The 18,779-nt window shown below is 69.7% G+C and carries 18 protein-coding genes; 10 read left to right on the forward strand and 8 right to left on the reverse strand.

What is annotated here, in order from left to right; translation table 11 throughout:
• Window positions 1–62: 62 nt before the first annotated feature.
• Window positions 63–713: a nuclease-related domain-containing protein gene (locus ABDJ40_RS19740; protein ID WP_347612215.1), complete on the reverse strand. Its 651-nt coding sequence runs from the start codon at window positions 711–713 to the stop codon at window positions 63–65.
• A 265-nt stretch (window positions 714–978) separates the two neighbouring features.
• Window positions 979–1,608, reverse strand: a complete 630-nt coding sequence (locus ABDJ40_RS19745) for a CDP-alcohol phosphatidyltransferase family protein (RefSeq protein WP_347612216.1) — start codon at window positions 1,606–1,608, stop codon at window positions 979–981.
• Between the two features lie 193 nt (window positions 1,609–1,801).
• Here ABDJ40_RS19745 and ABDJ40_RS19750 point away from each other — a divergent pair, with 193 nt between their 5' ends.
• The 3 genes from ABDJ40_RS19750 to ABDJ40_RS19760 are packed head-to-tail and all read left to right on the forward strand — an operon-like array spanning window position 1,802 to window position 5,084.
• Window positions 1,802–2,755, forward strand: coding sequence for a phosphatidate cytidylyltransferase (locus ABDJ40_RS19750; RefSeq protein ID WP_347612217.1), 954 nt, complete (start codon window positions 1,802–1,804; stop codon window positions 2,753–2,755).
• Window positions 2,752–3,801 (forward strand): fatty acid desaturase family protein, encoded by a 1,050-nt coding sequence (locus tag ABDJ40_RS19755; protein WP_347612219.1) that lies wholly within the window; start codon window positions 2,752–2,754, stop codon window positions 3,799–3,801. The genes ABDJ40_RS19750 and ABDJ40_RS19755 overlap by 4 nt, the downstream gene beginning before the upstream one ends.
• Window positions 3,798–5,084 carry a hypothetical protein gene (locus ABDJ40_RS19760; RefSeq protein WP_347612221.1) on the forward strand — a complete coding sequence of 429 codons (1,287 nt, stop codon included), beginning with the start codon at window positions 3,798–3,800 and terminating at the stop codon, window positions 5,082–5,084. The genes ABDJ40_RS19755 and ABDJ40_RS19760 overlap by 4 nt, the downstream gene beginning before the upstream one ends.
• A gap of 107 nt (window positions 5,085–5,191) precedes the next feature.
• Here the strand turns inward: ABDJ40_RS19760 and ABDJ40_RS19765 are convergent, their stop codons facing one another.
• The 3 genes from ABDJ40_RS19765 to rtcR all read right to left on the reverse strand — a co-directional run bounded on the left by ABDJ40_RS19765 (window position 5,192) and on the right by rtcR (window position 8,793).
• Entirely contained in the window at window positions 5,192–5,587 is a 396-nt protein-coding gene (locus ABDJ40_RS19765; RefSeq protein WP_347612222.1) for a hypothetical protein, read from the reverse strand.
• 204 nt (window positions 5,588–5,791) lie between these two features.
• Window positions 5,792–6,889, reverse strand: coding sequence for a hypothetical protein (locus tag ABDJ40_RS19770; RefSeq protein WP_347612224.1), 1,098 nt, complete (start codon window positions 6,887–6,889; stop codon window positions 5,792–5,794).
• Between the two features lie 281 nt (window positions 6,890–7,170).
• A complete protein-coding gene (gene rtcR / locus ABDJ40_RS19775) occupies window positions 7,171–8,793 on the reverse strand; it encodes an RNA repair transcriptional activator RtcR (protein WP_347612225.1) in 1,623 nt (540 codons plus the stop codon).
• Between the two features lie 206 nt (window positions 8,794–8,999).
• On the opposite strand from rtcR, the gene ABDJ40_RS19780 reads away from it, so the two are divergent.
• From ABDJ40_RS19780 to rtcA, 4 genes are all read left to right on the forward strand, one after another.
• Window positions 9,000–10,574: a vWA domain-containing protein gene (locus tag ABDJ40_RS19780; protein ID WP_347612228.1), complete on the forward strand. Its 1,575-nt coding sequence runs from the start codon at window positions 9,000–9,002 to the stop codon at window positions 10,572–10,574.
• Window positions 10,575–11,268: 694 nt separating this feature from the next.
• Window positions 11,269–12,486, forward strand: a complete 1,218-nt coding sequence (locus tag ABDJ40_RS19785) for an RtcB family protein (protein WP_347612229.1) — start codon at window positions 11,269–11,271, stop codon at window positions 12,484–12,486.
• Between the two features lie 25 nt (window positions 12,487–12,511).
• Complete coding sequence (locus ABDJ40_RS19790; RefSeq protein ID WP_347612231.1) at window positions 12,512–12,676, forward strand: DNA polymerase beta superfamily protein; 165 nt, start codon at window positions 12,512–12,514, stop codon at window positions 12,674–12,676.
• A gap of 142 nt (window positions 12,677–12,818) precedes the next feature.
• Complete coding sequence (gene rtcA / locus ABDJ40_RS19795) at window positions 12,819–13,865, forward strand: RNA 3'-terminal phosphate cyclase (RefSeq protein WP_347612232.1); 1,047 nt, start codon at window positions 12,819–12,821, stop codon at window positions 13,863–13,865.
• A 16-nt stretch (window positions 13,866–13,881) separates the two neighbouring features.
• On the opposite strand, the gene ABDJ40_RS19800 is transcribed toward rtcA, so the two are convergent.
• Window positions 13,882–14,655, reverse strand: a complete 774-nt coding sequence (locus ABDJ40_RS19800; RefSeq protein WP_347612233.1) for an SDR family NAD(P)-dependent oxidoreductase — start codon at window positions 14,653–14,655, stop codon at window positions 13,882–13,884.
• A 201-nt stretch (window positions 14,656–14,856) separates the two neighbouring features.
• Here ABDJ40_RS19800 and gcvA point away from each other — a divergent pair, with 201 nt between their 5' ends.
• On the forward strand, window positions 14,857–15,783 hold the full coding sequence (gene gcvA, locus ABDJ40_RS19805) for a transcriptional regulator GcvA (RefSeq protein WP_347612235.1): 927 nt from the start codon (window positions 14,857–14,859) through the stop codon (window positions 15,781–15,783).
• Between the two features lie 19 nt (window positions 15,784–15,802).
• Here gcvA and ABDJ40_RS19810 read toward each other — a convergent pair whose 3' ends face one another.
• Window positions 15,803–16,213, reverse strand: coding sequence for a VOC family protein (locus ABDJ40_RS19810; RefSeq protein ID WP_347612237.1), 411 nt, complete (start codon window positions 16,211–16,213; stop codon window positions 15,803–15,805).
• A gap of 93 nt (window positions 16,214–16,306) precedes the next feature.
• Window positions 16,307–16,972, reverse strand: a complete 666-nt coding sequence (locus tag ABDJ40_RS19815) for a TetR/AcrR family transcriptional regulator (RefSeq protein ID WP_347612238.1) — start codon at window positions 16,970–16,972, stop codon at window positions 16,307–16,309.
• A 253-nt stretch (window positions 16,973–17,225) separates the two neighbouring features.
• On the opposite strand from ABDJ40_RS19815, the gene ABDJ40_RS19820 reads away from it, so the two are divergent.
• Together ABDJ40_RS19820 and ABDJ40_RS19825 are read left to right on the forward strand one after the other, a co-directional pair.
• Window positions 17,226–17,627, forward strand: coding sequence for a hypothetical protein (locus tag ABDJ40_RS19820; protein ID WP_347612240.1), 402 nt, complete (start codon window positions 17,226–17,228; stop codon window positions 17,625–17,627).
• Window positions 17,620–18,774 carry a radical SAM protein gene (locus tag ABDJ40_RS19825; protein ID WP_347612241.1) on the forward strand — a complete coding sequence of 385 codons (1,155 nt, stop codon included), beginning with the start codon at window positions 17,620–17,622 and terminating at the stop codon, window positions 18,772–18,774. Before ABDJ40_RS19820 ends, ABDJ40_RS19825 begins: the two co-directional genes overlap by 8 nt.
• Window positions 18,775–18,779 lie beyond the last annotated feature (5 nt).

Genomic DNA, 18,779 nt, shown 5'->3' on the forward strand with positions numbered 1-18,779 from the left:
CCGGCCAAAAAAACGGGCTATCAGCCCGGCCCATTTATTGGGAACGTCGCGTGCGAATCTCATCACGGCCTGGCTGCAACAGCAGCCCACTTGCGAGAGGCCGAATACATTTGTGCGAGCTGACTCCGCCTGAAACTTGAGCCTTGCAACCGCGGGGCGGACCATACATTTTTTGCGTTGATCTCTTTCAGGATCGCGTTGTCCAGCGTGGTGGCCTTGGGGTGCAGCAGCACGACGTGGTGATAGGTCGGCTTCAGGCTGCCGCGGCCGGTGATGTCCAGGCGCTCCAGCAGCTTGTCCAGGATGCGCTCGTGCCGCCGGCTCTGCTCCAGCGGCGAGGGCACGCCATAGCGCCGCCCCTTGGCATAGGCCACGCTCCACTCGCCCTGCTCGTTGATCTCCACATCCCCGCCGAAGCACTTGGTCTCGAACAGGTAGAAGTGCAGCATCCGGTCCACCACCAGGTGATCGATCTGCGCGGTCTCGCCTTCCACGACGAAACGCAGGTCGTGCAGCACCGCCCTGTTGGGGCTGTCCTTGCTCCAGTGATCGATGTGATGCGCCGCCTCGCGCTCGCCCTGATGGCCGCGCTGGCACCGCATCCGCTCGTCCTGCAGCCAGTCGCGCTGGCGCATGTCCAGCAAGGGCGATGACTGCAGGTCCTCCAGCAGCCGCAAACGGCGCTGCTTGTCATCCGCTGTTTTGATCAGCATGTGTCATGACTCCCTGAGTGCGAGCCATTTTGGCCGTGCGTCTGCCGGGCACGCCGGGCAAATGTCACATCGGATGGCTCGTAAGGGCCGGGGTTTGCGCTGATGCAAACCGTCAGAAGCCGCGCCAGTGCTGGGTTCTTGCGGCACCGTATGAGTTCGGTATCAGTGTGGCGTCTGGCTTGCTGAATGAGCGTCCAAGGTGTTGCGAATGCCTTGTGTCAAGACATGACCCCGCGATGGCAGGGCCGGCAGGCCGGCCAGGCGTTCACAGGCCGGCGCCCAGCATCCGGTACCAGGCGCTTCCCAGCAGCCCGGGCACCAGCAGCAGCCAGGGGTAGAAGCCGATCCCCCGCTTCGGGAAGGGGAAGGACAGGTTCATGGCCACCGCCAGGCCCAGCGTCAGGCCGGCCAGGGCGGGGGCCGGCACCTGCCAGAACTGGCGCAGCACCACGCCGGCCATCAGCAGGATGGCGGCCACGGAGCTGGGCAGGCCCTGGAAGCATTCGCCGAAGCGGGTGCGCACGAGACCGCGCTGGCTGTAGCGGGCCAGGCGCAGCAGCGCGGCCAGCACGTACACCACGCACAGAGCCGCCACGCCCCACGAGGGCGTGCCCGCCGGGTTCAGCACCTTGGCCAGGGCAAAGGCGGGCAGCAGGCCGAAGGCGAGCAGGTCGGCCAGGCTGTCCAGCTGCGCGCCCAGCGGCGAGCTCACCCCCAGCGCCCGCGCCAGCTTGCCATCCAGCACATCGCAGAGCAGGCAGAGCGCCAGGCACAGCATCGCGACGGCCACGGCGCGCTCCACCGGTGCCCAGCCGAGGTACGGCAGGCCGGTGCTGGCCGCGGCGGCCGAGGCGAGCGTGATCGTGTGGGGGAGGAGGGCGGCGTGCTTTTGCATGAAAGGGCGGAGGGCAGTTGAACCAAGGCTGGGGAACGCAAGGCCGGTGAACATCAGGCTGGTGAACGTAAGCGCGCCGTAGCCGGCGCCTGGGCAACTTGCCCCGCAAACGCGGGCTTCGCTCACGCAGACGCGCCCGGTCGTGGCCGCGGGGCAGGCATGATCGCACCTTTGCCGATTTCTGCTCCGCCCCTTGAAGACTGATCTCCCTGCGCTCTGGCAGCTCTCGCCCGCCCCTGCGGACCTCTGGATCCTGGTGGGAGGCGGCCTGGCCGCCATCTCCACCGCCACGGCGGTGACGCACCTGCACCCCGCCCTTCGCACGCAGCGCCGCGTGCAGCAGGCGGTGCAATCCTGGGTGCCGGTCATTCTGATGGCGGCGCTGACCGTGCTGCTGGGGACAGGGCTGACCTGGCTGGTCTGCGCCTTGACCTCGCTGATCCTGCTGCGCGAGGGTTTGCGCCTGCTGCCGCTGACGTCCGCCGAGCAGCGCCTGCACGGCGGCCTGGCTGCGCTGCTGAGCCTGGCGGCCCACGCGCTGGCCGCCGCAGGCCTGATGCCCTGGGCGCTGGGCCTGTGCCTGGTCTACACAGGCCTGCTGCTGGGGCCGCTGCAGATGCTGGCCAGCGGCCCGGAGCGCTTCATCACCCGCGTGGGCGGGCTCATGCTGGTGCTCAATGCCTGCACCACGCTCTTTCTCTTCGTCAGTCTGCTGGTGCTGCAGGCGCCGGCGGCCCGGCCCCTGGGCGGGCAGGGGCAGGGCGGCTTCTTCTTCGTGCTGGTGATCTTCTCGGATGCCATGCAGTACGTGGGTGGCAAGTGCTGGGGCCGCCGCGCGCTGGCGCCGTCCATCAGCCCAGGCAAGACCTGGGAGGGTCTGGCCTTTGCCGCGCTGGTCTGCGCCCTGCTGGGCTTCGGGCTGGCGCCCTGGCTGCTGGGCCTGCCGGCCTGGGCCGGCGTGCTGCTGGCGCTGGCCATGGTGCTGCTGGGCCTGGTGGGCGACCTGCTGGTCTCCTGCTGGAAGCGCGACGTGGGCGTGAAGGACACCGGCACCCTGCTGCCCGGGCAGGGCGGGGTGCTGGACCGCTGCGACAGCCTGATCTTCGTCGCCCCCTGGTTCTGGCTGCTGATGCAGGTGAGCGCATGAAGCCTGACACACAAGACCTGACCCCCGCGCAAGGCGCTCCCGGCCCTGCCGGTGCGGACCTGGCCCTCCTGCGCGCCCAGCTGGAGGCCGCGGGCTGCTTCGAGCGCAAGCCGGGGCGGGCCGTGGCGGAGCTGCTCTTCAACCTGCTGGGCAGCGTCCTGGCCTTCTTCGCTGCGCGTGAGGCGGCGCAGGCCTGGTCGGCCTGGGCCGGCCTGCCGCTCTTCGTGCTGGGCAGCTTCCTCTTCTACCGCAACGGCTGGCTGATGCACGACGCCGCGCATGGCGGCAGCTGGCCGGGCATCCAAGCCAATCGCCGCTTTGCGGCCCTGACCGCCGGCATCCTGGGCGAGTTTCCCAGCGGCTGGCGGCATGGCCACAACCGCCACCATGCCCGCACCAATGTGCTGGGCGAGGACTGGGACCAGCGCGAGCGCTGGGACCCCACGCGCCGCTACCACTCGCGCCTGGCAGCCTGGCTGGGCCTGTTCCTGTTCACGCGGCTGCGCGGCGTCTATGTGCCGGCCACGCTGATCTTCATGGCCCTGCGCGACGGCTACTACTGCTGGCGTCACCACCGCGAGCGCTTTGCGGCCGAGCTGCTGGCGGTCCTGCTGGGCCTGGGCTCGCAGCTGGTCTTCTTCGTGCTGCTGACGGGGTCCTGGCTGGGCGTGCTGCTGTTCCTGCTGCACACGCATGTGGGCATGCTCTACCTGAACTCGGCTTTCGCGGGCAATCACTACGACCTGGAAACCTTCACGCCCGAGCAGGCGCGGCAGCTGGACGTGCTCAGTCTGCAGTCGCGAACCACGCGGAACTACACCGGCGGCTGGTGGACGCACTTTGTCTTCGGCGGCCTGGAGAAGCAGCTGGAACACCACCTCTTCCCGCACCTGCCTCGCCACCACCTGCACCGCGCCGCGCCCCATGTGCGCGCCTTCGTCACGGTCCATGGCCTGCCCTATCACGAGGCGCCGTTCTGGCATTGCTACATGCGGGTGCTGGACTTCCACGTCGACCCGCGGCCCGGCGCCGCGCCCTCCGCATGAGCCGGGGCGGGCGCTGGGCGCGCAATGCGGCCTTCCTGTCCTTCTCATTTGCCAACACGGCCTGCATCACGGTCTTCCCGCAGCATCGCTTCTGGGGCCATCCGCAGGAGGCGATGTGGACCTCGCTGGTGCTGCTGGGCGGCGCGCTGGCGGCGCTGCTGGGCCTGGCCTGGGCCACGCGCCAGCGCAGCGCCGCGCTGCGGCCCCTGAGTGTGGGCCTCGGCTGTGCGGTCTACGCCGCCCTGCTGCTGACGGCCGGGAGCGATGCCCTGCGCAGCCCTTGGGTCTACGCCCTGGTGGTCTGGGCGCTGTCCTTCGCCTCCGGGGCGCTGATGCAGCGCTTCGACGAGCGCTCGGTGCAGCAGGCCGGCCTGGACGGGCGGGTGGCGAATGACCTGAGCATCTCCCTGCTGCGCTTCCTGGGCATGCTGCTGGCCCCAGGCGCTTTCAGCCTGATGCCGCCTGGCGGTGCGGCCGCGCAGGTGCTGCTGTTGGCAATGGTGGTGCTGGTGGCCTTCAGCGGCTGGCAGCTGCTGGTGGCGCAAGAGCGTGTGGTGCAGGGCGCGGTGCAGGGAGAGGAGCCGGGCGTGGATGCTGCGATCCGGTCAGCAGGAGCGCCGAGCTCAGCGCCCGCAGCGGCAGCGGCCTCTGCGTCTGCGCCCGGATCCGCAGCCGGCTCCACGCCTGCCGCCCCAGCCAAGGCGGAATGGATGCTGTGGGCCGCAGGCGTGCTGGTCTATGCCAACTACTGCGTGCTGGCCAGCGCCGCGCCCTTCCTGTTGCGCGACCTGCTGGCCCAGGCGGGCGCGATGGAGCGGGCCTGGCTGCTGATCTCCCTGGTCTATGCCGCGGCCATGCTCAGCAACGCGCTGGTGCAGTGGCGGCGCTGGGCGCCGCGCCTGGCCTGGCTGCAGGGTGCGCCGGCCACGCTGGCCCTGGTGGGCGCCTGCCTGCTGCTGCCCACGGCGGCCAGCGCGGGCGGCCTGCTGCTGCAGGCTCTGGCCAGCCTGGCCCTGGGCGCAGCCTTCGGCCTCTTCATGATGGGCTACCGCGACCACCTCACCCGCCAGGCCCTGCAGCTGCAGCGGCCGGCCCTGCTGGCTCGCTACAACCAGCTGCCCCGCTGGGCGACCCTGCTGGCCTTCGGCGTGCTGGCAGCGCTGGCCGGCCTGGCATCGGCCCAGGCGGGTCTGAGCCTGGCGCAGGGGGTGGCGGCGTACTTGCTGGGCTCGTCCCTGGGTGTGATGGGGATGGGCGCCCGTTGGGGGCGGCGAGCGGGCTGAACCTGCCGGCTTCGAGGGCGAGGCCTGGTGCGAGGCGCTCCTTGCTGGCAGCTTCCCGGGTGCAGGCCTTCAACGGCCAGGCATGCCCGGGGGCCCCGGGTACCGGCTCAGTCGATGCCCAGCCCCCAGAGCCGCTTGAAGGCCAGGACGGCCAGGCCGATGGGCGTGCCAATGGCCAGCAGCGCCGCCAGGAGCGCGGCCGCATGGAGGCTGGTCTGCGCCACCGCCGTCAGCAGGTGCCCGATGATCCATCCGACCAGGTGGCCGATGGGGACGCCAAGAAGGCCCAGCAGGATCACCCCGCCCACGCCGCCGACACGCCATCCCAGCACGGCGCAGCCCAGGGCGACGATGGGCATGACTCCCAGCTGAACCGCGGCCGGGACCTTGTCCACCCACGAAACCGGATCTCCCCAAGCGGGCAAGTCCCGCCGGTCGTGGTTGTTGCGTTGGACGAGCTGTGCGTACTTTCGGCGGTAGTGGTCGGCGATCCAGCGAAGCATGGGTCCTCCTGTCCGGTCGCCCGAGCCGGGCCGGGGGCTCGGCGCTCGGGTCCTCAGGAGGGAAGCCTACACAAGTCAGCCTCGACCTCCGAGGGCCCCCCAAGGCGAGATCGGCATCAGCCCGGCGTCTTATGCCGGGCGCATGCACGGCCGCCCAGCGGACGCCTGGATCGTCCACCTGCATCGTTCGCGTGCATTGTTCGCCTACTGGGCGGCGTAGTCACCCGGCGACGCCGGCCGTGCGTCCGGAGCGAGCTGGAACAGGCACTGGATGTAGGGTGCTACCTCACTCCAGTCCGCCTGGCGCCCATAGAACTCGGCCAGGGCGCGCCCCAGGTCCACCGCGGTGGGCTTGCCGGAGGAGAGGTTCACCGCGAAGGCCGCGCGAACGTCTGCCTGTGAGTGCAGGCCGGAGTCCTGGTGCGAGTAGGAATGGAACTCCTCGATCAAGCCGGGGGCGGGGTAGGCACTCGCCGCGCCGGGGCAGGTCCCCTGGTAGGCGGGCTGGCGCCGGCTCACGTGGGCCCTGGAGAAGGAGTCCTGCACCGTGTGAAGGAGGCTTCCGAAGGCCACCGCGGCCAGATAGGCGGGCTTGCGTATATTGGGATTGCCCAGCGCAAACAGGTCCTGGACGCTCCAGCCGTTGGCGCCGAACACCTCGGGGATGCCGGCGATCTCCTGCTTCGCGACGATCGCATCCCCCCGGATCTTCAGGGTGGCGACCTTCCAGGTGAACTCGGCCCACATCAGGATGCGGCGCTGGGTCACCTCGGGCAGCTCCCCGTCCGCCGCGCCCATTGCGTGCAGGAACTGCAGGTCCCCGAAGTGGGAGCGCACGAGCAGGGGCGCCGTCCTGGCATTCAGGGCCTCGCCGCGCTGAGCGCGCAGCTTGCCGTCCCGGAAGACGCGTGCCCAGCATTCCGGCTGGACGACGAGGCGGACGGTCTGGCCGGGCGCGCATCCGCTGTATTTTCCGAAGCTCTGTTCGAACCTGAACGGCGGATCGTCGTTCCAGCGGACGCCCGCGAGGACGTAGGCCTGCGCCGGGTCCCAGTTGACGTCGGCGCAGATGTCTTCATCGCCTTCGCAATCCAGCGCCCGGTTGGAGATCTCTTCATGCACAGGCGATCCAAAGGTGCTGACGCCCCAGCTGGCCAGCTTCCCGAGGAGGCGCTCGCCGGTGGGCTGGCCTTTCTGGGCCAGGCGCTTCTCGAAGGAGGTGCCTTCGGGGGAAAGCTGGAAGGCCTCGGCCTGCGCGGCAAGCAGGAGCGGGATGGCAAGGGCTGTGGCGAGGCGACGCATGCGGGGCTCCCAATAGTGGGGGTGCTGTTGATGTGCTCGTCAGCCCCTGGCCTGATGCGCCGGTGCATGACTCCCTGAGCGCCCCCATTGTGTCTGCGCACAGGCCGTTCAGGCCGGACGCTTGCCTTGATCCATAAGCCCGAAGGGCCGGAAGATCCGCTGAGGAAATCAGTCAGAACCCGCATCAACACGGGGGTGTCGTGCGGAAGGATGAGATCAGTATCAGATGAAGAACTGACGCAAACAGCCCGCAAGCCGGTCAAGGGAAATGGCCGGCGGCCTCACGGCAGCGCCTTCACCTCATCCCAGCCAATGCCAAACCGCATCAGATACTTCCTCAACCGATCCGCGTCGTTGACCACGCTGCGCTGCATGCGCGAGTGGTCGAACAGGCGGCGGCCGGCCTCGGAAAGGGTGGCACAGTCCCGGCAGACCTGCAGCACGGACTGCAGCTGCAGCTGGTCGAAGAGGTCCATGGCGGCCAGGGTCGCATCGGGGAGCAGGGCGGTGAGGTCGACTTCGCCCGAGCCTTGCCCCTTGCGCGCAGGCGCCTCGCCCGCCGGCTCCCACAGCCAGCGCAGGCGCTGGATCTCCGCATCGACCAGCCCCGCCGCAATGCGCCCGCCCTCGGCCAGCGTGGCCATGCGGGTGATGCTGGCGCTGAGGTCGCGGAAGTTGCCGCTCCACAAGGCCTCGGCGCTGCGGGCGAACTGCAGGTAGCGGGACTTGGCCTCCACATTGAAGCGCACGGCGTGTCCCATCTCGGCGGCGCAGCGCGCCAGCAGGTGATCGACATTGGGCTCGATGTCCTCCGGCCGCTGGGCCAGGCCGGGCAGGGTGTAGGCCCAGAGGTTGATGCGGGCGAAGAGGTCCTCGCGGAAGCGGCCCTGGGCCACGTCCACGCGCAGGTCGCGGTTGGTGCCGGCAATCAGCTGGAAGTCGCTGCTGACCTCGCGGTCGCTGCCCATGGGGAAGAAGCGCTTCTCCTCCACGGCCTTGAGCAGCATGGCCTGTTCGTCCAGCCCCAGCTCGCCGATCTCGTCGAGGAAGAGCACGCCCTGGTGCGCGGTGCGCAGCAGGCCGGCGCGGTCCGTGGCGGCGCCGGTGAAGGCGCCCTTCTTGTGGCCGAAGAGCGTGGAGGCCGCGCTGTCGCCGCGCAGGGTGGCGCAGTTCACCTCGACGAACTCGCCCTCCACCCGGTGCTGCGCCTTCTTCAGCTCGAACATACGCCGCGCCAGGTGGGACTTGCCTGCCCCCGTGGGGCCGGTCAGCAGCACGGGCGCCTGCGAGCGCACAGCCACGCGCTCGATCTCCTCGATCAGCGCATTGAAGCGCTTGTTGCGCGTGGCGATGCCGCTCTTGAGGAAGTCCTGCGCCTCCGCCTGCGCCTGGCTGAAGCGCCGGGCCAGGACGTCGTAGCGGGAGAGGTCCAGGTCGATCAGCGTGTAGCGGCCCGGGTCGCCCTGGCGCTGCCTGCGCGGCGGGGCCGTCTGCAGCAGCACGCCGGGGATGAAGCGGGACTCCACCATCAGGAACATGCAGATCTGCGCCACATGCGTGCCGGTGGTGATGTGGGCCCAGTACTGCTCGTGCGCCGGGTCGAAGCGGTAGGCGCGCGCCCAGTCGTACAGCGCCGCGTACATCTCACCGAAGTCCCAGGGGTCCGCCACGTCCATGGGCACGAGCTTCACGACCGTGTCCGGCGAGGCGGTGCTCACGTCGCGCTGCACCTGCTGGGCCAGAGCGGTGTGCTGGCGCGAATACAGCAGCTCGATGCGGTCGACCACCATGTCCTCATGCTGGACCAGCGAGACCGTCGGCCGCCACTTCTCCCAGCGGCCCGCGCCCTGGCCGGCGTCCAGTTGGGAACCGAGGAAGCCGATGACGACGGTTTTCTTGGGCATGGCTCAAAAGATAAATGGCTAGCTGATAGTCTAGCAATCCGGGGGTGGGATCTTGGGGGTGCCGGCCCCGGGAAACGGGCTGGAAATTTTTTCTCCAATGAAATCAACGGCTTGCCATGCTTCGGTCCGCTGGAGGCAAGACCTGGCACGTCCGTTGCAATGAAGAAGGTACGAACAAGACGTTGAATGAAGAAGAGGAGCACCTCATGGTCAACACCCAGCTTTTCCACACGATCAAGGGCGCGCTGCTGCCCGCCGCCACGGCGCGCAATGCGCAGCAGGCGCCGGCCTATGCCTTCAGCCCCCGCCATCAGCTGGCGCAGCTGGCCGCGACGGGTTGCCTGAGCCGAACCTTCTACGCCTCGGCTGAGGACCAGCTCGAGCAGGTGCTGGCTCTGACGCAGCAGCTGGAGCCTGCCTTCGTGGCCAAGGCGGCGATCTACGGGCGTCAATCCGGCCACATGAAGGACCTGCCGGCCCTGCTGGCCGCCAGCCTGGCCCAGCGTGACGTGGCCCTGCTGAGCCAGGTGTTCTCCCGCGTGGTGGACAACGGCAAGATGCTGCGCAACTTCGTGCAGATCCTGCGCAGCGGCGCGGTGGGTCGCAAGTCCCTGGGCTCGCGGCCCAAGAAGCTGGTGCAGCAGTGGCTGCTGACGGCTACCGAGAAGCAGCTGCTGAACGCTGCCGTGGGCAACACGCCTTCGCTGGCGGACGTGGTGAAGATGGTGCACCCCAAGCCCGCCGAGGCCTGGCGTGCCGCCTGGTTCGCCTGGCTGATCGGCCGGCCCTTTGATGAAGCGGCGCTGCCGCCCATCACCCAGGCCTTCGAACGCTTCAAGCGCGACAGCGCTCGGGGCGTAGCGGCCGAGGTGCCCGAGGTGCCGTTCCAGATGCTGACCGCGCTGGCGCTGAGCGCTGCCCAGTGGGCGCAGATCGCTCGCCAGGGCTCGTGGCAGATGGTGCGCCAGAACCTGAACACCTTCGCCCGGCACGGCGTGTTCGAGCTGCCCGGCATGGCCGAGGCCGTGGCCGCCAAGCTGAGCGATGCGCAGGCCGTGGCCAAGGCCAAGGTGATGCCCTACCAGCTGTTGTCGGCCTTCAAGGCGGCGGGCGAGACCGTGCCAGCGTCGGTGCGCGAGGCGTTGCAGGACGCGATGGAGCTGTCGCTGGCGAATGTGCCGGCGCTTGCCGGCCGTGTGGTGGTGTGCCCCGACGTATCGGGTTCGATGAGCTCACCCGTCACCGGCCATCGCGGCTCGGCGACCTCGACCACGCGCTGCATCGACCTGGCGGCCCTGGTCGCCGCCGCCGTGCTGCGCAAGAACCGGCAGGCCCGCGTGCTGCCCTTCGAGCAGGACGTGGTGAAGCTGTCGCTGAACGCTCGCGATTCGGTGATGAGCAATGCCCAGGCGTTGGCCCGGATCGGCGGTGGTGGGACGAACTGCAGCGCGCCGCTGGCCCTGCTGAACCAGGAGCGCGCGGCGGTCGATGTGGTGATCCTGGTCTCGGACAACGAGTCCTGGGTCGATGCCCGGCGCCACGGCGCGACGCAGACCCTGCGCGAGTGGGAGGTGCTGAAGCAGCGCAACCCGCAGGCGCGCCTGGTGTGCATCGACATCCAGCCGTCGGCGAGCACGCAGGCCGCGGAGCGGCGCGACATCCTGAATGTCGGCGGCTTCTCGGACGCGGTGTTCACGATGGTGGCGCGCTTCGCCGCCGGCACGATGGACGCCGAGCACTGGGTCGGCGAAATTGAAAGGATGCCGCTGGCCGCGCAGTAAGGCCACGGCAATCAAGGTTGGAAGGTGTCCCGGGCGAATGCCTGCAGGAGTACAGCGCCCCTTGGCCGCGCGGGCCCGCAAGCCCGCAACGGAGACCCCGTAGGCCGCTCCTGCAACTCTTGTCGCCCGGGGCGCTGACCGATCAACACAACACGCGTCGTCGCGTGGCGAATGCCGGTGGGACTCCATCCAGAACGTGTCTCACCCACCGTTCGTCGCCACGCGGGGGCACAGGTTTTGCGCGAATGCAGGCAGGACTACATCCGGTACGCCGGGGGTTCAAGTCCCCAGCTGGGCAACCAGTGGCAGTGTCTTGCCGTCCCTTGTCGCGCCTTTTTGTTTGAGATGCCCTGCGGCGAATGCAGGTGGAACTACAGCCTTCGAAGCTCGTGGTCGCGGGTTCGAGTCCCGCCGGTCCCGTATCAGGGGGACCGTAGCTCAGCGGTAGAGCACGACGTTTCACCGATTCTTGTCGCCACAGGGCATCGCTTTTGATTTCGGGCGCGCTGGCACAGAAGGGAGCGCCACTGCCAAAAATGTGGGTCATGCCGGCAGCCTGGGTAAGACCAGGTGCAGCAGGCAAGTGGGTGGGCGAGCACGGTTGAGGATGCAGGTGCTGGTTGCTGCATTGATGCGGGTTCGAATCCCGTCGCGTCCACCAACAGACAATGAACGAAGAAGAACAGAGGAAGTCATGAACTACAAGATCGAAAAGCCCGAGGGGGGCGTCCCCATCAAGATGTGGACCAAGGGCGTGCCCGTCGAGCCCGAGGCCATGCAGCAGCTGAGCAATGCTGCCAAGCTGCCCATCGTCTTCAAGCACGTCGCCGCCATGCCCGACGTCCACCTGGGCATCGGCGCCACCGTCGGCTCGGTGATCCCCACGCTGAAGGCCATCATCCCGGCCGCGGTGGGGGTGGACATCGGCTGCGGCATGATGGCCGCCAAGACCACGCTGCGTGCCGAGGACCTGCCGGACAACCTCGCCGCGCTGCGCTCGGCCATCGAGCGTGCCGTGCCGCACGGCCTGACGCCCAAGCACCGCGGCCGCGACGCCGGCAGCTGGGAGCACCCGCCCGCCCTGGTGGACCAGGCCTGGGCCACGCTGGTGGACGAGTTCGAGGCGCTGTGCGAGCTGCACCCGCGCCTGAAGAAAACCAACAACCACAAGCACCTGGGCACGCTGGGCACGGGCAACCACTTCATCGAGGTCTGCCTCGACGAGGCGGGCTTCGTGTGGTTCATGCTGCACTCGGGCTCGCGCGGCGTGGGCAATGCCATCGGCACCCACTTCATCGAGCTGGCCAAGAAGGACGCCGAGCGCCACCAGCGCAATCTGCCCGACCAGGACCTGGCCTACTTCGAGGAAGGCGCCCAGTACTTCGGCGACTACGTGCGTGGCGTGTCCTGGGCCCAGAAGTTCGCGATGAAGAACCGCGAGGTGATGATGGCCCACCTGATCGCCACGGTGCGATCGGTGATTCCCAAGCCCTTCGAAGCCCATGTGGAGGCGGTGAACTGCCACCACAACTATGTGCAGCAGGAGCGCCACTTCGGGCAGGACGTCTTCGTGACCCGCAAGGGCGCCGTGAGCGCCAGGCGAGGCCAGATGGGCATCATCCCCGGCAGCATGGGCGCCCGCAGCTACATCGTGCGCGGCCTGGGCAACCCGGAGAGCTTCGAGAGCTGCAGCCACGGCGCGGGCCGCGTCATGAGCCGCACCAAGGCCAAGAAGCTGTTCACCGTGGCGGACCAGGTCAAGGCGACCGAGGGCGTGGAATGCCGCAAGGATGCCAACGTGATCGACGAGATCCCCATGGCCTACAAGGACATCGACGCCGTCATGGCCGCGCAGAGCGACCTGGTGGAGGTGGTGCACACGCTGAAGCAGGTGGTGTGCGTGAAGGGATGAGCGCGAGCACCTCTACGGCGAGCAGGTGCGCTACAAGAAGTACCTGTATGTGATCCGGCCGCTTCTGGCTGCGCGCTGGATACGCGAGGGGCGCGGCGTGCCGCCCATGCGCTTTGCCGAGCTGGCCAGCGACGCCAAGGTGCTGGAAGAGCCCGCGCTGGACCGTGCTGCACGACGTCATCGAGGCTGAGCTGGCTCATATCTTGAGCCACCAGCCCGAGCAGGGCCCCCGGGCCGACGGTCGGCCGCTGGACCGGTACCTTCAGGAGACGGTCCTGCATGTCGACGGTCCGGGCGGGACTGGCGTCTGAACGAAAAGAAGAGAGAAGACCATGATTGAAATCGACGGCTCCACCGGCGAGGGCGGTGGGCAGATCCTGAGGACCTCGCTGGCCCTGGCCATGTGCACCGGTCAGGCTTTCGAGCTGAGCCGCATTCGTGCCGGCCGCCCCAAGCCCGGCCTGATGCGCCAGCACCTGACCTGCGTGAACGCAGCGACCGAGGTGTGCGGCGCGCAAGTGCAGGGCGCCGAACTGAACTCGCAGTCCCTGCGCTTCGTGCCGGGCCCGGTGCGGGCGGGGGACTATGCCTTCAACGTCGGCACGGCGGGCAGCTGCACCCTGGTGCTGCAGACCGTCTGGCCGGCGCTGATGATGGCCATGGCGCCCAGCCGCGTGAAGCTGGGCGGCGGCACGCACAACCCCATGGCGCCGCCCTTCCATTTCCTGGCCCGCAGCTATGCGCCCTTGCTGCGCCGTCTGGGCGCGGAGGCCGACCTCGTGCTGCGCCGCCTGGGTTTCTATCCCGCCGGCGGAGGCGAGATCGAGGCCCTCATCCGGCCGGCGCGGGACCTGCTCCAGCCCTTCGACGTGAACGAGCGCGGTGCCCTGCGCGAGTCCCACGCCGAGTGCTTCGCGCCCGCCCTGCCGCGCTCCGTCGCGCGCCGCGAGCTGCAGCAGCTGTGCGCGCTCCTGGACTGGCCCGAGGCGCAGCTGCGCGAGGTCGCCACGCGGCAGAACGAAGGGCCGGGCAACGCCCTGATCGCGACCCTTGAGTACGAGCACGTCACCGAAGTCTTCACGGCCTTTGGCGAGAAGGGGGTGAGCAGCGAGCAGGTGGCGCAGGCCGTGGCGAACGAGCTGCGGGCCTACGAGGCCGGTGAGGCGGCGCTGGGCCCGCACCTGGCGGACCAGTGGGCCCTGCCGCTGGCCCTGGCCCTGTGGCAGCGCGGCGGCCAGGCGTCCTACACCTGCACCGAGCTGACGCCGCATGCGAGGACGAACTTCGAGGTGATCGAGCGATTCCTGCCGGTGCGGTTCTCGGCAACGCCCGTCGGACACGAGGGCAGCGCCTGGCAGGTCCAGGCCCGGGCGCTCTAGCGAGGGCGGGCGGGCCTCAATTCCTCCCCGCCATCACCCCCCCGTCCACATCCCACACCGCCCCCGTCACCCAGCCGGCCTTGTCGGACAGCAGGAAGGCGATGGCCTCGGCCACGTCCTGCGGCTGGCCCACGCGGCCGATGGGGTGGAAGCTGTGGAAGCCCTGCAGCGTGGCGGCCACCTGGTCCCTGGGGATGAAACGCTCGTAGACGGGCGTCTCCACGATGGCCGGCGAGACGGCGTTGACGCGGATGCGGTGCGGCGCCAGCTCCATGGCCAGGTGCTGGGTCAGCGCATGCAGGCCGGCCTTGGCCATGGAATAGGCCGAGGAGGGCGTGGCCGCGATGGCCTGGCGCGCCCACATGGAGCCGATGTTGACGATGGCGCCCGGCCGCCCCTGGCCCACCCACTGCCGCGTCACGGCCTGGGTGATGAAGAAGAAGGCCTTGTTCAGGGCCATGTAGCGCTCGTAGTCGGCGGCCTCGTGGTCCAGGAACGGTTTGGGGAAGAAGACGCCGGCGGCATTGACCAGCAGGTCGATGTCGGCATGCCGGCTGCGCAGCACCTCCAGCAGGGCGGCCACGCCCTGGTCGCTGCCCAGGTCCGCCGTGATGGCCTGCACGGGGCCCAGCGTGGCCAGCTGCGCCCGCGCGGCCTCCGCCTTGCCGGCGTCATGGCCGACGATCACCGCGCTGCCGCCCTGGCCCAGCACCAGGCGTGCGGTCTCCAGACCCATGCCGCTCGTCCCACCCAGCACCAGCAGCTTCCTGCCTTGAAATGCATCACTCATCGCAAACCTCTTCTGTCCTTGGAGTTGACACCGACGGGGCGCGAGCGGATGAGAAAGAAAAGCTATCCAGCCCGGACCCGCCGACTGACGGAACGACCCGGTCGCCTGCTGGAGGCGTGCTCAGTCGTCGGAATGGATTCTTCGCGTCGGCCCTCAGGGTGACAAGCGAGATAATCTGTCCGCACGGGAAAGAAAATCTTCATGAACGGCAAGACCCTGGTCCACCTCAACGCCCTGCGGGCCTTCGAGGCCTCGGCGCGGCACCAGAGCTTTGCGCTGGCGGCCGGTGAGCTGCATGTCACGCCCGCGGCCGTGGGGCAGCTGGTGCGCTCGCTGGAGGACTGGCTGGGCACGCCGCTGTTCCTGCGCGGCAGCAGCGGCCGCGCCCGCCTGCAGCCCACCGAGGCGGCTGAGCGCGCGCTGCCGGACATCCGCGCCGGATTGGATCGCCTGGCCATGGGCATGGAGCGGCTGCGGGAAAGTGCGGGCCACGGGGTGCTGACCCTGACGGTCAGCCCGGCCTTCGCGGCCAAGTGGCTGCTGCCGCGCCTGGAGCGCTTCCAGCAGCGCCACCCCGACACGGACGTCCGCCTGGAAACCCGGCTGAAGGCGGTGGACTTCCTCGCGCAGCGGGTGGACATCGGCGTGCGCTACGGCCTGGGCCACTGGCCTGGGCTGAGCGCGGTGAAGCTGCTGGACGAAGACCTGTTCCCCGTCTGCGCGCCGCGCCTGCTGCAGTCGCAGGACCGCCTGCGCCAGCCCGAGGACCTGCTGCGCGAGACGCTGATCCACGATGAATCCATGGACGACCACGCTGGCTTCCCCGGCTGGGCGAGCTGGCTGGAGGCCGCTGGTGTGCGCACCCGCCTGTCGCGCTGCCCCCTGCGCATCAACAACTCGGCCGCCGTGCTGCAGGCCGCGGCGGAGGGCCAGGGCGTGGCGCTGGCCCGCAGCGTGATGGTCCGGGACGACCTGGCCGCGGGGCGGCTGGTCCGGCTCTTCCCCGAGGTGCCGTACCGCTCGCCGCTGTCCTACTACGTGGTCTACCGCGGCGAATGCGCCGGCCTGCCCCGTCTCGCGGCCTTTCGCGACTGGCTGCTGGAGGAGGCGGCCCGGCCGCTCGCCTGAAGCTTGCCGCGGCAGGGGCTCACTCCAGCGGCACCTGCGCATCCTCCCGCGTGTTCACCTCGATCACCAGCCCGCCCGGGGCCTCGCAGAAGAAGCGCGTGCCGCGCATGGCGTGGTGCAGGGTCTGCGTGAAGCGAACGCCCTGGGCGGTGAAGCGCTCGAAGAGATCGACCACGGCCTGGCGGGTCGGCAGCTCGAAGCCGATGTGAAAGTTGTGCGGCCAGTCGACGGCGCTGAGGCCGTGCAGGCGGCCGTCCTCGATGACGATGTCGAATCCCTGGTGCTTGAGGAAGTTGAAGGCGCCCATGCGGCGCACGGTGCAGCCCAGCTGCTGCTCGAAGAAGGCGGTGGTGGCCTCCAGGTCGGGGGCAGGGAAGCTGAGGTGGTTGAGGGTCTGGGTGGCGGGGGCCTGGTGGCGGGACTGGGACATGGAATCTCCGTGCATTGAAAAGTCCGCCCATGCTAGGGAGCGGCTCCCCGGCCCGGTACTCGCATCCCGGCCGCACCTACCCGGCCGGTGGAATCAGGCCGGGGCGGCGCCGGCTCGCATGCCCGACTCGCATTCACGGCCTTGCAGGCCCCTCGCAGCGGCCGCGGCCCGTTCCAGGTAGCCGAAGACCGCCGCTTCCACGCGGCACTGCAGATGCGCCAGATCGGTCTCGCGGCGCTCGCCCGCGCCATCCACCAGGCCGCGGATCAGGGCGGCGACGTCCGCCGCGGCGAGGGCAGCGTCCGCCTGCGGGGGCAGGCCCGGGCGCTGCAGCAGCGTGTTGATCAGCTGGCCGAAGCGCCCCTTGTCCAGATGGGCGCGCAGCTCGGGCCGGCCCTCCTGCTCGTCCAGCAGCCGGGCCAGCTCGGCACGCTCCAGCTGCTGACGCACAGAGGCCCGGATCAGGTGGCGCAGGGCGGCGGGCCCGTCGGGCACCTCCAGCGCGGCCAGGGCATCGGCCTCGAAGCGGGCAGCCTCGCGTTCCAGCAGGGCCAGGGTCAGGGCGTCCTTGGACGGAAAGTACTGGTACAGCGAGCCGATGCCCACGCCTGCACGCTCCGCCACCGCGTTGGTGTTGAAACCCTCCAGGCCCTGCGTCTCCAGGAGCTGGGCCGCGGCCTCCAGGAGGCTGGCGACGGTCAGCTGCGAACGGCGCTGGCGCGGGGACTTGCGAGGCAGCAGGGGCGGCGTGGAGCTCATGGGCGGAGTCAGCGGAACAAGGGCCGTCCACAGTCTAGTGCGGGCCGGCGTCTGCCGGGCGCAGGGGCCACGCGGCCTGCACAGGGGTTCGCTGTGGGAACCCCGCGGCGCGGCATCCCCCTAGGTTGGTGCGCCTTCGGGGCCGGGTCTCCCTAGGTCGTGGGCTGCTTCGGGGCGCGGGGCTCCTAGAGTCTGAAGGCCAAGCCGCGCGTCCTGCGTGGCCGCCTATGCCCTCATCAAGGGAGTCCCCATCATGAACATCGACAAGCAACGCGGTTCGGAGAAGCTGCTGGCCGCCTGGAAGGCTCGCCAGCTCACCGAGGAGTCCGTGCGGGAGATCGCACAGGCCATGGACAAGTCCCCCGCCCGCATCGAGGAGGCCACGGTCTACGGCGGCGCCAACGCCACGGGCATGCGGCTCTCGCTGAGCTATGCGGGCGATGACGTGCCCATGTGCGGCAACGACCTGCTCTTCTGGCTCAAGTGGCATCGCACGCATGGCGGCGAGGTCAAGCCGCCGCGCATCCTGATCGACGGCACGCCCTGGCCGGACCTGATCCGCATGCAGCTGGACTTCGGCCATGTGGTGCAGCCCGCCAATGTGCTGGAAGGTGGCATCAGCCAGCTCGGCGCGCGCGGGGCCTTGGGTGGCTGAGAACTTCGCCCCCTGGACAGCGCCGGGCGCCATCGCCCGCCCGGCGCTGCAGGCCGGCTGCGGTGGGCCCACGGGTGTGGCGCCCATCATCCAGCTGCATCCCACGCGGCTGTGCAACCTGGCCTGCGCGCATTGCTACACCTCGTCCGGCCCGCGCGAGACGCAGCAGCTGCCCCTGCCGCTGCTGCGGGCCGTGCTGGACGACGCCGCGGCGCTGGGCTACCGGCAGCTGGCGGTCTCCGGGGGCGAGCCCCTGCTGTACGAGGCGCTGCCGGGCCTGCTGCAGCACGCCCGCCGCCTGGGGATGCTGACCAGCCTCACGAGCAACGGTCTGCTGCTGAGCCCGCAGCGCTGGGCGGCCATCGCGCCGCATCTGGACCGCCTGGCCATTTCCGTCGATGGCCGCGAGACCACGCACGATGCCTTGCGCGGACAGGCCGGCGCGCTGGCGCGCACCCTGCGGTTGCTGGCCCAGCCGCGCGCCACGGGCACGCCCTTCGGCTTCATCTTCACCTTGACCCAGCACAACGTCGACGAGCTGGAGGACGTCGTGGGACTGGCCGCCGCGCACGGCGCGCAAGGCGTGCAGGTGCATCCGCTGACGCTGCACGGGCGCGCCCGCGAGACGCTGGCCGGCGCGCGGCCCGATGGCCAGGAGCTGCTCGCGGCCATCGTCGAGGCGCAGCGGCTGGCGCAGGCTCTGCAGACCCGCAGCGGCGTGCGGGTACAGGTGGATGCGCTGAGCCAGGACCAGATCCTGGCCCACCGCGAACGGCTGGTGCCCGCCTGGCCGGCGCCAGGCTTGACGGCCCTGGCGCCAGTGCTGGTGCTGCAGTCCGACGGCCAGCTGCTGCCGCTGACGCACGAGCTGCCGCGCGCGCTGTGGCTGGGCTCTGTGCACGAGGCCCCGCTGAAGGCCCTGGCCGCACGCTGGTTGCACAGCAGCGCCAGCCGGCGTCTGGTGCAGGCCCTGGAGCGCACCTGGCAGGCCCTCGCCGAGGGCGCGCAGCCCGCGGCCTACTGGTATGACGAGGTGGCGGCGCGCGTACGTCCGGCCGAGGTGCACGTGCCGGTCCCGCCGCTGCCGTCCAGAGGGCTCATGCCGAGGGGCCCCGCCCTGGCACAGGGGCGTGCGGCGCAGGCGTGACGCAG

Origin of the sequence: Roseateles flavus (genome assembly GCF_039872765.1) — a bacterium.
GTDB lineage: Bacteria > Pseudomonadota > Gammaproteobacteria > Burkholderiales > Burkholderiaceae_C > Roseateles_B > Roseateles_B flavus.